The organism is Kitasatospora sp. NPDC056181, from assembly GCF_042266225.1.
In the GTDB taxonomy this organism is placed as follows: domain Bacteria; phylum Actinomycetota; class Actinomycetes; order Streptomycetales; family Streptomycetaceae; genus Kitasatospora.
The window spans coordinates 1-15,385 of the sequence record NZ_JBHJUK010000001.1; the positions used below are offsets into that span (position 1 = coordinate 1).

At 72.6% G+C, this 15,385-nt stretch carries 14 protein-coding genes and 1 tRNA gene; 1 reads left to right on the forward strand and 14 read right to left on the reverse strand.

Annotation, left to right across the window (positions count from 1 at the left end):
• The 4 genes from ACFC1F_RS00005 to ACFC1F_RS00020 form a co-directional block, all read right to left on the reverse strand.
• Positions 1 to 175, reverse strand: a 175-nt coding sequence (locus tag ACFC1F_RS00005; RefSeq protein ID WP_376154807.1) for an NAD-dependent epimerase/dehydratase family protein, incomplete at its 3' end; no start/stop codon positions are given.
• A gap of 184 nt (positions 176 to 359) precedes the next feature.
• Positions 360 to 1,028 carry a LuxR C-terminal-related transcriptional regulator gene (locus tag ACFC1F_RS00010; protein ID WP_376154572.1) on the reverse strand — a complete coding sequence of 223 codons (669 nt, stop codon included), beginning with the start codon at positions 1,026 to 1,028 and terminating at the stop codon, positions 360 to 362.
• Positions 1,029 to 1,209: 181 nt separating this feature from the next.
• Positions 1,210 to 1,282, reverse strand: a tRNA-Thr gene (locus ACFC1F_RS00015).
• Positions 1,283 to 1,401: 119 nt separating this feature from the next.
• The gene (locus tag ACFC1F_RS00020) at positions 1,402 to 1,812 is read right to left on the reverse strand and encodes a winged helix-turn-helix transcriptional regulator (protein ID WP_376154574.1); all 411 of its coding nucleotides are present in this window, start codon (positions 1,810 to 1,812) and stop codon (positions 1,402 to 1,404) included.
• A 177-nt stretch (positions 1,813 to 1,989) separates the two neighbouring features.
• Here ACFC1F_RS00020 and ACFC1F_RS00025 point away from each other — a divergent pair, with 177 nt between their 5' ends.
• Entirely contained in the window at positions 1,990 to 2,586 is a 597-nt protein-coding gene (locus ACFC1F_RS00025; protein ID WP_209413060.1) for a flavodoxin family protein, read from the forward strand.
• Between the two features lie 44 nt (positions 2,587 to 2,630).
• On the opposite strand, the gene ACFC1F_RS00030 is transcribed toward ACFC1F_RS00025, so the two are convergent.
• The 10 genes from ACFC1F_RS00030 to metG form a co-directional block, all read right to left on the reverse strand.
• Positions 2,631 to 3,977: an MFS transporter gene (locus ACFC1F_RS00030; protein WP_376154576.1), complete on the reverse strand. Its 1,347-nt coding sequence runs from the start codon at positions 3,975 to 3,977 to the stop codon at positions 2,631 to 2,633.
• Positions 3,978 to 4,164: 187 nt separating this feature from the next.
• A complete protein-coding gene (gene mycP / locus ACFC1F_RS00035) occupies positions 4,165 to 5,601 on the reverse strand; it encodes a type VII secretion-associated serine protease mycosin (protein ID WP_376154578.1) in 1,437 nt (478 codons plus the stop codon).
• A 101-nt stretch (positions 5,602 to 5,702) separates the two neighbouring features.
• Positions 5,703 to 7,283: a WXG100 family type VII secretion target gene (locus tag ACFC1F_RS00040; protein ID WP_376154579.1), complete on the reverse strand. Its 1,581-nt coding sequence runs from the start codon at positions 7,281 to 7,283 to the stop codon at positions 5,703 to 5,705.
• A 70-nt stretch (positions 7,284 to 7,353) separates the two neighbouring features.
• Positions 7,354 to 7,917, reverse strand: coding sequence for a hypothetical protein (locus ACFC1F_RS00045; RefSeq protein ID WP_376154580.1), 564 nt, complete (start codon positions 7,915 to 7,917; stop codon positions 7,354 to 7,356).
• A 294-nt stretch (positions 7,918 to 8,211) separates the two neighbouring features.
• Positions 8,212 to 10,026 (reverse strand): ABC-F family ATP-binding cassette domain-containing protein, encoded by a 1,815-nt coding sequence (locus tag ACFC1F_RS00050; RefSeq protein WP_376154582.1) that lies wholly within the window; start codon positions 10,024 to 10,026, stop codon positions 8,212 to 8,214.
• 212 nt (positions 10,027 to 10,238) lie between these two features.
• Complete coding sequence (locus ACFC1F_RS00055; protein ID WP_376154583.1) at positions 10,239 to 11,168, reverse strand: 4-(cytidine 5'-diphospho)-2-C-methyl-D-erythritol kinase; 930 nt, start codon at positions 11,166 to 11,168, stop codon at positions 10,239 to 10,241.
• The gene (gene rsmA / locus ACFC1F_RS00060) at positions 11,165 to 12,049 is read right to left on the reverse strand and encodes a 16S rRNA (adenine(1518)-N(6)/adenine(1519)-N(6))-dimethyltransferase RsmA (RefSeq protein ID WP_209413055.1); all 885 of its coding nucleotides are present in this window, start codon (positions 12,047 to 12,049) and stop codon (positions 11,165 to 11,167) included. The genes ACFC1F_RS00055 and rsmA overlap by 4 nt, the downstream gene beginning before the upstream one ends.
• Before the next feature lie 28 nt (positions 12,050 to 12,077).
• Positions 12,078 to 12,701, reverse strand: a complete 624-nt coding sequence (locus ACFC1F_RS00065; RefSeq protein ID WP_376154584.1) for a Uma2 family endonuclease — start codon at positions 12,699 to 12,701, stop codon at positions 12,078 to 12,080.
• A 65-nt stretch (positions 12,702 to 12,766) separates the two neighbouring features.
• Positions 12,767 to 13,645: a TatD family hydrolase gene (locus ACFC1F_RS00070; protein ID WP_376154586.1), complete on the reverse strand. Its 879-nt coding sequence runs from the start codon at positions 13,643 to 13,645 to the stop codon at positions 12,767 to 12,769.
• Positions 13,645 to 15,285, reverse strand: coding sequence for a methionine--tRNA ligase (gene metG, locus ACFC1F_RS00075; protein ID WP_209413053.1), 1,641 nt, complete (start codon positions 15,283 to 15,285; stop codon positions 13,645 to 13,647). Before metG ends, ACFC1F_RS00070 begins: the two co-directional genes overlap by 1 nt.
• Positions 15,286 to 15,385 lie beyond the last annotated feature (100 nt).

Consider the following 15,385-nt stretch of genomic DNA (forward strand, 5'->3'; position numbering starts at 1 on the left):
CCGCGGCGGCCTCCTGGATCCGGCCCCGGACGAACTCGGCACCGGCCGGCACGCCCTCCCGGAAACCGGTGGAGAGGTCGTCCAGGACGGTCACCTGGTGCCCGGCCTCCAACAGGTGGGCGGCGACGACGCTGCCGACATATCCGGCGCCACCCGTGACCAGGTACTTACTCATGATGCGACCTCCAGCGGGCGATGGTCCGCCGCCTCGGCGGGCCATCGGTGACGTACGACTGGGGCCTATTCTCCCTGGCCACCGGGAGTGCTCCGGACCGCCGCCCGCCCCCGGCCGGCCCCGCCGCCCCGGGCCCGTCGTTCCGTCCCGCACTGTTCGGCCCCGTGCCGTTCGGCCCCGCCGCTCAGTCCCGGGCCACCCGGTCGAGCAGCCCGGTCCGGGCCGCCACCGCCGCGGCCTCCAGCCGGGTCCGCGCGCCGAGCTTCATCAGCACCCGCTGGACGTGCGTCCGCGCCGTGCTGGCCGCGATCCGCATCCCGGCGGCGATCGCCGCGGTGTCCTCGCCGTCCGCGATCCGGGCCAGCACCTGGACCTCACGGCGGGTCAGCAGCCGCAGCAACCGGACCGCCTCGTCGTCCGACTCGGCCGCCGGGCAGAGCAGTTGGTCGAAGGCGCCGCGCAGGACGTCCACGGCGACCGCCGCCTCCCCGGCCCGGGCCCGCGCGATGGCCCGCTCGACCACCTCGATCCGCTCGTCACTGGGCACGTACCCCGCCGCGCCCGCCGCGAACGCGCCCGCCACACCGCGTAGTTCACCGACCGGCCCGAGCACGATGACGGCCACCTCGGGCCGCTCCCGGCGGATCCGGCGCAGCACGTCGAAGGCTCCCGGCTCACCCGGCCCGGCCACCCCGAGCAGGCACACCTCCGGCCGGCGCCCGGCCACCATGTCGGCCGCGGAGCCGGCCGGCGAGCCGACCGCGAGCACCCGGTGGCCGCGCAGCTGGAGTGCGGTGGCCAGCGCCTCGGCCAGCAGCCGGTGGTCGTCGGCCACCACGAGTCGAACACCCATGACGCCCTCCCGGTCGGGGTCCGGCCCGCGCCCGCACCCGGTGGGGCGGGCGGCCGATGACGCACCATCACAGCGCATTCCGGGCCCGGCCCGCTAGGCCGCCTCGCCGACGGCGCCGGTCCGGGCGCGCGGACCAGAAAACGAAAAGGACCCTCGCCGTTGGGCGAGGGTCCTTCACTTGAGCCCCCATGCGGAATCGAACCGCAGACCTTCTCCTTACCATGGAGACGCTCTACCGACTGAGCTATAGGGGCCTGTTCCCTGCTGTTCTCGCTTGCTCACTCGCTCGCTCGAACAAGGAAGACATTACACGGCCGACGACCGGGAAGGGAAATCGGCTCCCGGCCCCGCCCCCGGAGCCGGTCCGCCCCTCTCAATCCCCGGTGTGCACGCGGTCGAACTCCTCGCGCGCGGCCAGCATGACGGGGGCGTGCTCCTCCGTCCAGCGTCCGACGGGCACCACCAGCCCGGCCAGCTGCCGGCCGAGCGGCAGCAGGTCGTAGACCACCCGCGGCGGGATCTCCGGATGGACGGTGCGCCGCACCAGCCCGTTCCGCTCCAGCGAGCGCAACGACTGGGTGAGCATCTTCCGGCTGACCCCGCCCACCGCGCGCTGGAGCTCGGAGAACCGCTGCGGACCGCACTGGTCGAGGCCCATCAGGATCAGCAGCGACCACTTGTCCGCCAGCTCGGCGAACACGTCCCTGCTCGGACAGAGCTGAGCGAAGACGTCGCACGCCTGGTCCTGCTCGGACCCGGCCGGCACCTGCTCGTTCGTCGTCATGCCCCCCAGGGTAGCCGTAGGTCTCCCATCCATCCTTGGTAACCAATAGAGACCTGGTCTATATTAGAGACCGCGGCGGCCGCACGGCGGCCTCCGCCTCCTGTTGCCCCGCTCCACCCCTGCCCCGCCTGCCGCTTTCGGCTCTTTCCGTCCGCCCTTCCGCGAGGAGCACCCGCCATGACCGCAATCCGCCCGACCGTCGCCATCGCCTACCACTCCGGCTACGGCCACACCGCCGTGATAGCCGAGGCCGTCGCCCGCGGGGCCGCCGCCACCGGAGCCGAGGTCGTCTCCGTCGCCGTCGACACCATCACCGACGAGCAGTGGGCCCGGCTCGACGCCGCGGACGCGATCATCTTCGGCTCGCCCACCTACATGGGCACCGCCTCCGGCGCCTTCCACACCTTCGCCGAGGCCAGCAGCAAGCGCTGGTTCGGCGACGCCTGGCTGGACAAGGTCGCCGCCGGCTTCACCAACTCCGCCTCCAAGAGCGGCGACAAGGCCGGCACCCTCGGCTTCTTCCAGACCCTCGCCGCCCAGCACGGCATGAGCTGGGTCAACCTGGGCCTCAAGCCCGGCTGGAACTCCTCCGCCGGTACTGAGGACGACCTCAACCGCCTCGGCTTCTTCGCGGGCGCCGCCGCCTCCACCCCCGCCGACGGCGGCACCGACACCGTGCACAAGGCCGACATCGCCACCGCCGAGCACCTCGGCGGCCGGGTCGCCCAGCACACCGCGACCCTGCTGGCCGGCCGCGCCGCCCAGGCCGCCTGACCCGCTCCCCGGAGGCCACGCGGCCCCGGCCCCACCCCCGCGGGCTACGCCGCCGGATCCGCCCCCAGAACGGGCGCCCGGCGGCGTCCGCCGTCCGCCCCGGCCACCGCGAGGTCCGTGCCACTGGTCTCCGGCAGCAGCCGCAGGCAGAACAGCGCCACCACCCCCAGTGCCGCCAGGTACCAGCCGACCGGCTCCGCCGTGCCGTACGTGTCCGTCAGCCTCGTCGCGACCAGCGGCGTGGTCGCCCCGCCCACCACCCCGCCCAGGTTGTACGTGAGCGCGGCCCCCGTGTACCGCACCCGGGTCGGGAACAGCTCCGGCAGGTACGCCGCCACCGGCCCGAACAGACACCCCAGCACCACCATCGACCCTGCAAGGGCCACGAACATCAGCGGCAGGCGCACCGTCTCCAACAGCGGGAACAGCAGCGGCGACCAGAGCAACACCAGCCCCGTCGCCACCTGCAACGTCCGCCGCCGCCCCCATCCGTCGCTGCCCCGGGCGCTCGCCCAGACCGTCCCGCCCATCGCCACGCCGCCCGCCAGCAGCATCGACAGCACCAGCCTGCTCGACACCCCAAGCCCGGTCGTCGCGTACGCCAGCGCAAAGGTCGTGGTCAGGTAGAACATCGCGTACCCCACGGTGATCACCCCGCAGCCGACCAGCACCGACCGCCAGTGCCCGCGCAACACCTCCACCACCGGCGGCCGCTCCGGCACCCGCCCGGCCTCCGCGGCGAACAGCGGCGTCTCCTCCAGCCGCAGCCGCACGAACAGCCCCACCGCCACCATCACCAGCGACGCCAGGAACGGCACCCGCCAGCCCCACCCCTGGAACGCCCGCTCGTCCAGCGCCAGTTGCAGCCCCAGGAACACCCCGTTGGCGAGCACGAACCCGAGCGTCGGCCCGAGCTGCAGAAACGCCCCGTACCGCCCGCGCCGCCCGGCCGGCGCGTTCTCCGCGATCAGCAGCGCCGCCCCGCCCCACTCCCCGCCCAGCCCGACGCCCTGGCACACCCGCAACACCACCAGCGCCACCGGCGCCCACCACCCCCACACCCCGTAGCCCGGCAGCACCCCCACGACCGCCGTCGACAACCCCATCAGCAAGAGCGACACCACCAACGTCGCCTTCCGCCCCAGCCTGTCCCCGAAGTGCCCGAACACCACCGCCCCCAGCGGCCGCGCCAGGAACGCCACGGCGTACACCGAGAACGACGCCAACAGCGCACCCACCGCGCCCAGTCCGGGGAAGAACACCGGCCCGAAGACCAGCGCGGCCGCCGTCCCGTAGATGAAGAAGTCGTAGAACTCGATTGCCGTACCGATCAGCGCCGCCGCCGCGGCCCTCCGCAACTGCGCCGCCCGCCGGGCGTCCTGCGTATCCATACCGCCACCCTGGCGACCGGCCCACCCTCGCAACAGCGCCCACCCGGGTGACACCCGCGCACACCCCGCCCGCGCACGCCGGTCCTCTGCCGCGCCTGCGCCCGGCGCCGTGCGCCGTCCGACCCGCCCCCGGAACGGCGCCGCCCGGCCACCGGGTGAATCCGGTGACCGGGCGGTCGCAGCGCCCCTACCGCGCGTACGGGTTGTCGCTCGGCGGAGCCGGCGGCTCGTACGACGGCGGCCCGGGCGGCCCGGGCGGCACACCCGGCCCGGTCTGCTGAGGCATCGGCGGGGCCTCGACCGCGGGCTGCCGGGAGCCGGACGCCCGCCGCCGCAGCACGAAGACCACCACCCCCGCCACCAGCACCAGCCCGCCGACCACCGCGGCGACGATCGGCAGCGAACTGCCCGAGTCCGACGCCTTGTCGGCCTGTGACGGCGAAGACGGCACACCCGCCGGCGTGCTGCCCGCGCTCGGCGCGGCACCGGCGCCGGCCGACGCCGAGCCCGACGGCGCGGCCGACGAGGGGGAAGTCGCCGGCGAGGACGCCGCCGCTGACGGGGAAGCGGAAGGGGTCCCGGCCTGCATCTCGGGGATCGGGTAGACGTCCGCCGGGCCCGGGTCGCCCGGAGTCGTCAGCCCGATCCGCGGGCGAACCGTGCCATAGCCGACGGCATCGGTGCGCTGCGATCCGTCGGTCGGCTTGCCGGCCGTGTTGATGAGCACCCGCAGGACCTGGTTCGCCGTCCAGTCCTGATGCACGGACCAGAGCAGCGCCGCCGATGCGGACACGATCGCGGTGGCGTCCGACGTTCCGTGCCCCTTGCAGTAGCCCGACCCGCCCGGGCAGGCGTCAACCATGTCGATTCCGGGCGCCACGAGATCAACCTGCGGTCCCCGCTCCGACTCGGCCGTGGTCGTGCTGTTCTGGTCGACCGCACCGACCCCGACCACGTAGGGAAGCGCCCCGGGGTACTCCACCGCGTTGTCCGTCTGACCGGAGTTCCCGACGCTGGCGACCACCAACGAGCCCTTGGCCCGCGCTTGCGCAATGGCGGTGTTGGCCTTGGCCACGTCATCGGAGGAGGCGAAATCCGCAGCCTCGCCCTGCGAGATGCTGATGACCTTGGCTCCCTGATCAGCAGCGTACGTAATGGCCTGAGCCATCTGGTCGAAGAACTCGGACGAGCTGACCGTATTCCCGCCGGCACCGGTCTTGATCCTCAGCGGAAGAAGCTTGGCGCCTGGAGCAAGGCCATACGCACCATTGCCGCCCTTGCCCTTGCCGGACCCCGCAATGAGACTGGCCATCTCGGTGCCGTGCTCGTTGACGAAGCCCCCGACACCGCCGGCGAGGCCACTGAAGTCCTTGCCCGGCAGGAACTGCCCCACCAGATCCGGGTGATCAAGCATGAAACCACTGTCGATCACCGCGACCGTGATGCCCTGACCCTTGGTGGTCTTCCACATCTCCGGTGCGTGCATGGCATCCAGGTGCCACTGCTGACCACGGATCGAATCATCCGCGGCCACCGGTGCCACCGCCGGTCCGGCAACCACACCAGCAGCCAGGAGCGCCGCGGCGAACCCCCGACCACGCACCCACATGTCAGTTCGCCGCATCACAGCTCCCTCGTCGCTCTCCCCGTCGGCCGAGGACCGCGCCCCGGACAGGTCTGCCCGGCCACCGGGATGAACCCAGTGGCCGGGCAGCCATTGCAGTCCTACTCAATCACGTTCGGGTTGCTCTGCGGCGTACCGCTGGTCCAGGTCTCCTCGTCCTCGTGCAGGTAGTCGGCCCGGTTGCGGCGTTCCCGCTCGTTCTTGCCCGTGCCGCCGCCCGACATGGGGCCGCCCATCATGCCGTTCTGGCCCGAACGCGACCCGCCCTCGGCTCCGGCGGCGCCGGCCCGGTTGCGCAGGCCCGTGCCGCCCGGCGTGAACTCGCCGCTCGCGGTCGGCCCCTTGCGGCCGCCGACCGTACCGCCGCCGGTCGAGGTCAGCCCACGACCGCGCGAACCGCCGCCGACGGCACCGCCGCCGTGACCGCCGCCGGGGTGCATGCCGCCCCCGCCCGGGTTGTTCATGCCGCCACCGCCGGACCGGCCCGCCTGGCCGTCACGGCCGAAGACCGTCCCGCCGCTCGGGAGGCCGGGGGTGCCGTTCTTCGACTGCAGGTTGCCCCCGCCGAAGGTGCTCGTCCTGCTCGGGCCCGGGCCGGTGCTCTTGGGCTGGATGGTGCCGCCGGTGTTGAACGGGACGGGCCCGGGGCCCTGGAAGGGGCCGCTGCCCCCGGGGCCGTTCGGGTAGCCGGGCCCGCCACCGGGAACCCCCGGCGGCAGGCTGCCCGGGCCGCCCGGCGTGTACGGACCGGTCTGGCCGGGCAGGGTCGGGGCCGGCGGCAGGCTGTTGAGATCGGTCCCGGGGCGGTCCGTCGGGTACGACGGACCCGGGGACGGGGTGGGCGTGCCGGGGTCCGACGGCAGCTGCGGACCGCTGTGCGGCGGGGTCGGGTCGACGTGTCCCGGACCGCTCGGCCCCTGCGGGACGGTCGCGGGCGGACGCGGCGTCACCGAGCCCCCGCCACCGCCTCCGCCGACGGGCGGGCTGTAACTGCCGCCACCGCCGCCGACGGACCCACCGTGCGGGGTGCGGTAGCTGCCGCCTGATCCGGTCCCACCGCTGTCACCGCCGCCAATGTGCTCGGTACCACCCCGGCCGCGCTCACCCGGCGGCTGCAACTCCGCCGGCGTCTCCAGCGCGTTCAGCTTGGTGGTCACGGCGTCGTACGCCTGCGCCAGCTTCACCATCTGGTTGACGGCTTCCTGGTGCTCCTGCTGGACCTTCTTCTCCGCCGCGGCCGCCTCCGCCGCGGTCACCCAGTTGGAGTTGCCCTGCTTCATGACGGAGTCGACGGTGGCACCGACGCCGTACCTGGCCTCGAAGTCCGAGGGGAGGTACGGGACCGTCTGGTTCTTGTGCCGGGCGACTTGGGCGATCTCGGTCTTCGGCAGCTCGGGCACGGCGGTCTTGGCGGTGCTGAGCGCCTCACCCGCCTGGTGCATCGCGTCGCCGACGCCAGTGGAGTAGTCGGCGAGCTTCGCCGCCGACTTGTGGAAGTTGCTGGCCCACTCCTTGAAGCTCTCGCCGGCCGGTCCCTCCCAGTGGATCCCGTCGACGTGGGACTTGAGCGCCGCGCTGAGGTCCTTCAGGACACGACCGGCCGACTGCAGCTGGGTTCCCCGGCTCAGCACCTTCCCCGGCTCGGTGTCCTTGACCATGGCCTTGAGCTGCTCGTGCTCCATGGGCTGAAAGTTCGTTCCGCCTGCCATCACATGCTCCCCGTGTCAGTCGAAATGTCGCGCCGTGCCACCGTCACATCCCGCCGGTCGTCGAACCCGAGCCGCCCGAGGACGTGCCGACGCCCGAGTTCTTGGCAACCGCCTGCTGGGCGGCGGTCGCGTGATCCTCGTTGCCCGCGTAGTTGGCCGCGGCCGTCGTGACCGACTTCTGCATCGCCTCGATCTGCTTCACGAAGACCTTGTGCATGTTCACGAGCTCGTTGTGAGCCCGCTGGTACGCCGACGTCAGATCGGTGGACTCCGAGAAGTTCTTGCCGAAGTTGTCCGCGTGCAGCCGCTGTTCCTCGAGGTTGTACGGCGCGGCCGCCGACCCCTCCATCGCCTGGAGCAGCGCCTCGATCTTCTTCGTGAAAGCCGTCAGGGTGTCCAGCTCGACCTGGACGTTCTTGCTGCCGAACGCGGCGACCAGATCCGAGGCGCTTGCGTTCGTCTGGACGGCGCGCACGACGGAGTCGGCCGCGCCGAAGATGGCGCCGAAGCCGAACCAGCTGTTGCTGCTGTGGTCGCCACCGAGCGAGAACGGCGTCTCGTCGGGCTTGGCCGTCCCCGTACCGTCGCCTGCAGGCGCGTCTGCCACCGTAATCCACCTCTCCCCCGTGTGCGGGGCGGGCCGGAGGCCGCCGCACCGCAACACACCGTCAACTTCTCGGTCCTACAGTCGTACCCGGCGCACGCCGCCCGCCCTGGGGACGGCAGTCGCCTCAGCCATCGTAGCCACCGCCTCCGTCGGACCGGCAGGGCCCATGGCAGGACTGAGCGCGATCGGTACGAACTTGACACGTACAACGCCCGACCGCGCCCCAGAACGCCGCACGGCCCGGCGCGCCGGGCGCCGGGCCGTGCGGACCGGACGGTCGGGGGCCGGCCGGGATCAGACCTGCTCGGCCAGCTCCATCCAGCTCATCTCCAGCTCCTCCTTCTCCTCCCGGACGGCGCGCAGCTGCGTGTCCAGCTCGGCGACCTTGGAGAAGTTGGCGGCGTGCTCCGCGAGTTGGGCGTGCAGCTTGGACTCCTTCTCGTCCAGCTTGGCGATCTGCCGCTCCAGCTTCTGCATCTCCTTCTTCGCGGCCCGCGCGTCCCCGGCCGACAGCCCGGGGGCCGCCGGCTCGGAGGCCGGGGCCGAGGCGGCGGCGGAGGCGGCGGCCGCGGCGGCCATCCGGGCGCGCCGCTCCAGGTACTCGTCGACGCCGTTCGGCAGCATCCGCAGCTTCTGGTCGCCGAGCAGCGCGTGCACCACGTCCGTGGTCCGCTCGATGAAGAAGCGGTCGTGGCTGATGACGACCATCGAGCCGGGCCAGCCGTCGAGGAGGTCCTCCAGCTGGTTGAGGGTCTCGATGTCGAGGTCGTTGGTCGGCTCGTCGAGGAAGAGGACGTTCGGCTCGTCCATCAGCAGCCGGAGCAGCTGGAGCCGGCGCCGCTCGCCGCCGGAGAGGTCGCCGACGGGCGTCCACTGCTTGTCCTTGCCGAAGCCGAACTGCTCGCAGAGCTGGCCGGCGCTCATCTCCCGGCCCTTGCCGAGGTCGACGCGCGAGCGCACCTGCTCGACGGCCTGGAGCACCCGGGTGGTCGGTTCCAGCTCGGCGACCTCCTGGGAGAGGTAGGCCAGGCGCACGGTCTTGCCGACCTTGATGACGCCCGACGCGGGCTGCACGTCGCCCTCGGAGGCGTACGCGTCGCGCATGGCGCGCAGCAGCGAGGTCTTGCCGGCGCCGTTGACGCCGAGCAGGCCGATCCGGTCGCCGGGGCCGAGCTGCCAGGTGAGGTTCTCCAGCAGGAGCTTCGGGCCGGCCTTGACCGTGACGTTCTCCAGCTCGAAGACGGTCCGGCCGAGCCGGGCGTTGGCGAACTTCATCAGCTCGCTCTTGTCCCGGACGTCCGGCACGTCGGCGATCAGGGCGTTGGCGGCCTCGATCCGGTAGCGCGGCTTGGAGGTGCGGGCGGGGGCGCCGCGGCGCAGCCAGGCGAGCTCCTTGCGGGCGAGGTTCTGGCGCTTCTGCTCCTCGACGGCCTCGATCCGGGAGCGCTCGGCGCGGGCGAAGACGTAGTCGGAGTAGCCGCCCTCGTACTCGTGCACCGAGCCGTGCTGGACGTCCCACATCCGGGTGCAGACCTGGTCGAGGAACCAGCGGTCGTGGGTGACGCAGACGAGGGCGGAGCGGCGGTTCTGGAGGTGCTGGGCGAGCCAGGCGATGCCCTCGACGTCGAGGTGGTTGGTGGGCTCGTCCAGGACGATGAGGTCGGGCGAGCCGAGGAGCAGCTTGGCGAGGGCGATCCGGCGGCGCTCGCCGCCGGAGAGCGGGCCGATCACGGTGTCCAGGCCGTCGGCGAAGCCGGGCAGGTCGAGGCCGCCGAAGAGGCCTTCGATGATGTCGCGGATGCGTGCGTCGCCGAGCCACTCGTGGTCGGCGCGGTCGGCGATCACCTCGTGCCGGATGGTGGCCTCGGGGTCGAGCGAGTCGTGCTGGGTGAGGACGGCCATCTGGAGCCCGCCGGAGTGGGTGATCCGGCCGCCGTCCGGCTCCTCCAGCTTGGCGAGCATCCGGATCAGGGTGGTCTTGCCGTCGCCGTTGCGTCCGACGACACCGATCCGGTCCCCTTCGCTGACGCCGAGGCTGACCCCGTCCAGGAGGGCCCGGGTGCCGTAGACCTTCGTGACGGACTCGATGGTGGCGAGATTGACGGCCACGTGTGCTGCGCTCCTGGGATCGGCGGTCTCGGGGCCGCCCCGGTGTCGCGGCGCGCCCCTTTCGGGGAAGGCCCCGATCTCCCCAGCCTAGTCGGCCGCCCCGGGCCCCCTCACCCGCCGAGCAACGCCGCCGCTGACCCGCGCTTCACCTGCCGAGAACCGACACCCGGCACCGCTGTCACCCGCCGAGAACCGACACCCGGCCCCACGCCTCACCCGCCGAGCACCGCCGCTCCCGGCACCGGCCCGTACGTCGCGTGCGCGGTGCGGCAGGTGCCGGACGCCCGCAGCGCCTCGGCGACGGCGGCCGCGGCGTCGGCGTCCTTGGTGAGGAAGGCGCAGGTGGGGCCGGATCCGGAGACCAGGGCGCCGATCGCGCCGGCCTCGGTGCCGGCCCGCAGGGTGGCGGCGAGTGAGGGGCGCAGCGAGAGGGCGGCCTGCTGGAGGTCGTTGGTGAGCGCGCCGGCGAGGGCGACGGCGTCGCCCTCGGCGAGGGCGGCGAGCAGCGCCGGGTCGGCGTCGGGGGTGGGGACGTCGGTGTCGCGGGCGCCGGTGCCGGCCTCTTCGCGGAGGCGGTCGCACTCGCGGAAGACGGCCGGGGTGGAGAGGCCGCCGTCGGCGACGGCGAAGACCCAGTGGAAGGTGCCGGTGGCGGGCAGCGGGTCGAGGATCTCGCCGCGGCCGCGACCGAGGGCGACGCCGCCGACCAGGGCGAACGGCACGTCGGAGCCGAGCTCGGCGGCCAGCTCCAGCAGGGTGTCGGCCGGGGTGCCGAGGCCCCAGAGCGCGTCGCAGGCGACCAGTGCCGCGGCCCCGTCCGCGCTGCCGCCGGCCATGCCGCCGGCCACCGGGATGGCCTTGGCGATGTGCAGGTGGACGTCGGGGTCGGCGAGGCCGTGGCGGGCGGCGAGCAGCCGGGCCGCGCGGGCGGCCAGGTTGCTGCCGTCGAGCGGGACGACGGCGGCGTCGGGGCCGGAGCAGCTGAGTGTGACGCCGTCGCCGGGCGTGCCGACGGTGGCCGTCACCTCGTCGCCGAGGGCGACGGCGAAGAAGACGTTGGCCAGGTCGTGGAAGCCGTCGGCGCGCAGGCCGCCGACCCCGAGCTGGACGTTGACCTTGGCGGGGACCCGTACGGTGATCACTCGGACTCCGGCTTCGCGGGCTTGTGTTCGGCGATCGCGGCGAACTGCTCGACGGTCAGCATCTCGCCGCGCAGCTTGTGGTCGATGCCGGCGGCGGCGAGCGCCTGCTCGGCGGCGGCCGGGGAGCCGGCCCAGCCGGCCAGGGCGGCGCGCAGGGTCTTGCGGCGCTGGGCGAAGGCGGCGTCGACGACCGCGAACACCTCGGTGCGGGTGGCAGTGGTCGTGGGCGGCTCGCGGCGGATCAGCGAGACGAGGCCGGAGTCGACGTTCGGCGCGGGCCAGAACACGTTGCGCCCGATGGCGCCGGACCGCTTCACGTCCGCGTACCAGTTGGCCTTGACCGACGGGACGCCGTACACCTTGTTGCCGGGCTTGGCGGCGAGCCGGTCGGCGACCTCGCTCTGCACCATCACCAGGGTGCGCTCGATGGTGGGGAAGGTCGCCAGCATGTGCAGCAGTACCGGCACGGCAACGTTGTAGGGGAGGTTGGCGACCAGCGCGGTCGGTGCCGGCCCGGGGAGCTCGGTGACCTCCATGGCGTCGCTGAACACCAGGTCGAAGGCGTCCGCCTTGCCGGGCATCCGCGCGGCGACGGTGTCCGGGAGGTGCTGTGCCAGGACGGGGTCGATCTCCACCGCCGTGACGTGCTTCGCGACCTCCAGCAGGGCCAGCGTCAGCGATCCGAGCCCTGGCCCGACCTCGACCACGGAGTCCTCGGCCGTCACCCCGCCCGCGCGGACGATCCGCCGCACGGTGTTGCCGTCGATGACGAAGTTCTGCCCGCGCTGCTTGGTCGGCTTCACGCCGAACGCGGCCGCCAGCTCCCGGATGTCGGCGGCGCCCAGCAGGTGGCTGTCAGAGGTGGGGTCGGTGGTGCTCACGCGCCAAGGATACGGGCGCGACGGGCCCTCAGAGTTCGACGACGGCCGCGAGGTCGATCTCGACGGGGTAGGGCACCACGGTCCGCAGTACTCCTTCGTGCTGGGCGACGGGCAGGTAGACGCCCTTCTCCTCGTCCCGGTGGAACTCGTGGACGATCGGGAGGTTGTCCAGGCCGCGCTCGACGCGCCAGTAGGACGGGATCCCCTTCTCGGCGTACTGGCCGGGCTTGCGGAAGCGGTCATTCGCTCTGGTGTGGTGGGAGACGACCTCGACCGCGAGCACCACGGACTCGGGCGGAAGGCATTCGAGCTCGAAGACGTCCAGGCCGGTCTTGTCGAAGACCACCACATCGGGCTTGGTGGTGTTGTTCTGGTCGAGCAGCACGCAGCGTTCCACGTTCGCCGCGTACGGCGCGACCCGTGCTCCACGCAGGGCCACGAACAACTCGTCGCGCACCTGGTCGTGCCAGTGCTTCCTCTGCCCCCGCACCACGACGGCTCCGTCCACCAGGTCCCGGTCGAACGGCAGGTCGAACCCTTTGGCCTGCTCGTACGTCCAGCCCTGGGCCGGCGGATGGGTCCAGTCGACGCGCTCCTCGACGGGTTCGTTGATCGGCTCGGCGGTCAACGCCACCTCCCTCACTGCACTCATGCCAACCAGCATCGCGGACAGTGCGGTGTGCAGAATCGTTCTTCCCGGTTCCGACGTTTGTGCGGTCAGTACCCGAACGCCCGCGCCGTGTTCGCCGCGATGGCGGTGGCGAGCTCGTCCTCGTGCAGCCCCAGGGTGTCGGCCATCGACCGCACGGTGACCGGGATCAGGTACGGGGCGTTGGGGCGGCCGCGGTAGGGGTGCGGGGTGAGGAAGGGGGCGTCGGTCTCGACCAGGACGCGGTCGAGCGGGGTGGCGGCGAGGGCGTCGCGCAGCGGCTGGTTGGCCTTGAAGGTGACCGGGCCGGCGAAGGAGAGGTACCAGCCGTGCTCGGCGCAGGTCCTGGCCATCGCGGCGTCGCCGGAGTAGCAGTGGAAGACGGTCCGCTCGGGGGCGCCCTCCTCCAGCAGGACGGCGATGACGTCCTCGTGGGCGTCGCGGTCGTGGATGACCAGGGCCTTGCCGTGCCGCTTGGCCATCTCGATGTGGCGGCGGAACGACTCCTTCTGGATCTCGACGCCCTCGGGGCCGGTGCGGAAGTAGTCGAGGCCGGTCTCGCCGACGGCGCGGACCTGCGGCAGCGCGGCGAGCGCGTCGATCTCGGCGAGGGCGGCGTCCAGTGCGGCGGCGCCGCCGGCCGGGCGCCGCTGCCCGGACCAGCCGTCGGGGTCGCCGAGGTGGATCCGCGGCGCCTCGTTGGGGTGCAGGGCGACGGCCGCGTGCACCTGCTCGAACTGGGACGCCAGATCGGCGGCCCAGCGCGAGCCGGGCACGTCGCAGCCCACCTGGACGACGGTGGTGACGCCGACCGACGCCGCGCGCGCCAGGCCCTCGGCGGGGGTGCCGGACTGCATGTCCAGGTGGGTGTGCGAGTCGGCGACCGCCACCGCCAGCGGGGCGGGCAGTGGCGGCGGCGTCGACCGGTCGTCGTCGTTCTTCGGCATCAGGAGGCCGGCTTCTCTTCCAGACGCGGGAACAGGATCTCGCCCTTGGTGACGGTGGCGCCGGCGGGCAGCCGGCCCCAGTCCGCCACGGTGGCGATGGTCTGCGCGGACAGTGCGCCGAGGCCGGCGGCGTCGGCGCCCAGCGAGTCCCAGAGCTTCTCGGCGGTGGCGGGCATCACCGGGTTGAGCAGGACGGCGGTGGCGCGCAGCGCCTCGGCGGCGGTGTAGAGGATGGTCGCGAGGCGGGCCCGGGCCTCCTCGGAGCCCTCCCCCTCCGACGACGCGGTCTTGGCGACCTTCCAGGGTTCCTGCTCGGTGAGGTAGCCGTTGACCTGCTTGACGAACTCGAAGACCGCCGCGATGCCGCCGGCGAAGTCCAGCTCCTCGCCGATCTTCCGGTCGGCCGCCTCGGCGGCCTTGACCAGCCCGTCGGCGACGGCCTGCTCGGCGTCACCGTGCGCGGCGGAGGCCGGCAGGGTTCCGTCGAAGTACTTGCCGACCATGGCCGCCACCCGGGAGGCCAGGTTTCCGAAGTCGTTGGCCAGCTCGGAGGTGTACCGGGCGGTGAAGTCCTCCCAGGAGAACGAGCCGTCGGTGCCGAACGGGATCGCCCGCAGGAAGTAGTAGCGGTAGGCGTCCACGCCGAAGTGCGAGGTGAGGTCGGTGGGCGCGATGCCGGTCAGGTTGGACTTGGACATCTTCTCGCCGCCGACCATCAGCCAGCCGTTGGCGACGACCCGCTTGGGCAGCGGCAGGCCCGCGGCCATCAGCATGGCCGGCCAGATCACGGCGTGGAACCGCAGGATGTCCTTGCCGACCAGGTGCACGGAGGCCGGCCAGAGCTCGGCGAAGCGCTCCGGGTCGCTGCCGTAGCCGGCGGCGGTGATGTAGTTCTGCAGGGCGTCCACCCACACGTACAGGACGTGCTTGTCGTCCCAGGGCAGCGGCACGCCCCAGTTGAAGGTGGAGCGGGAGATCGAGAGGTCCTGGAGGCCCTGCTCGACGAAGCGGAGCACCTCGTTGCGGGCGGACTCGGGCGCGATGAAGCCGGGGTTGGCGGCGTAGAACTCCAGCAGCTTCGGACCGTAGGCGGAGAGGCGGAAGAAGTAGTTCTCCTCCTCCAGCCACTCGACCGGCTTCTTGTGGATCGGGCAGAGCTTCTCGCCCTCGGCGGCGCCGTCGAGCAGCTCGGCCGGGAGCTTGTACTCCTCGCAGCCGACGCAGTACGGGCCGGAGTAGCCGCCCTTGTAGATCTCGCCCTTGTCGTACAGGTCCTGGACGAACTCCTGCACCCGGTCGGTGTGCCGCTGCTGGGTGGTGCGGATGAAGTCGTCGTTGGCGATGTCGAGGTGCTGCCAGAGCGGCTTCCACGCCTCCTCGACCAGCTTGTCGCACCACTCCTGCGGGCTGACCCCGTTGGCCTCGGCGGTCCGCAGGATCTTCTGGCCGTGCTCGTCCGTGCCGGTCAGGTACCAGACCTTCTCGCCGCGCTGGCGGTGCCAGCGGGTCAGCACGTCACCCGCCACGGTGGTGTAGGCGTGGCCCAGGTGCGGGCGATCGTTGACGTAGTAGATCGGGGTGGAAACGTAGTACGCCGGGGTCGTGCCCCCGGTGGTGCTGTGCTCTGCAGTGGCCGCCATGGTCGGCAAGCTTAATCGCGTGCGGGGGCCGCCCTCGACCGGGTTTCCCCGGCGGGCGGCCCCGTCACCGGCGCTCCCGCCACCTCCCGAACGGCCCCGT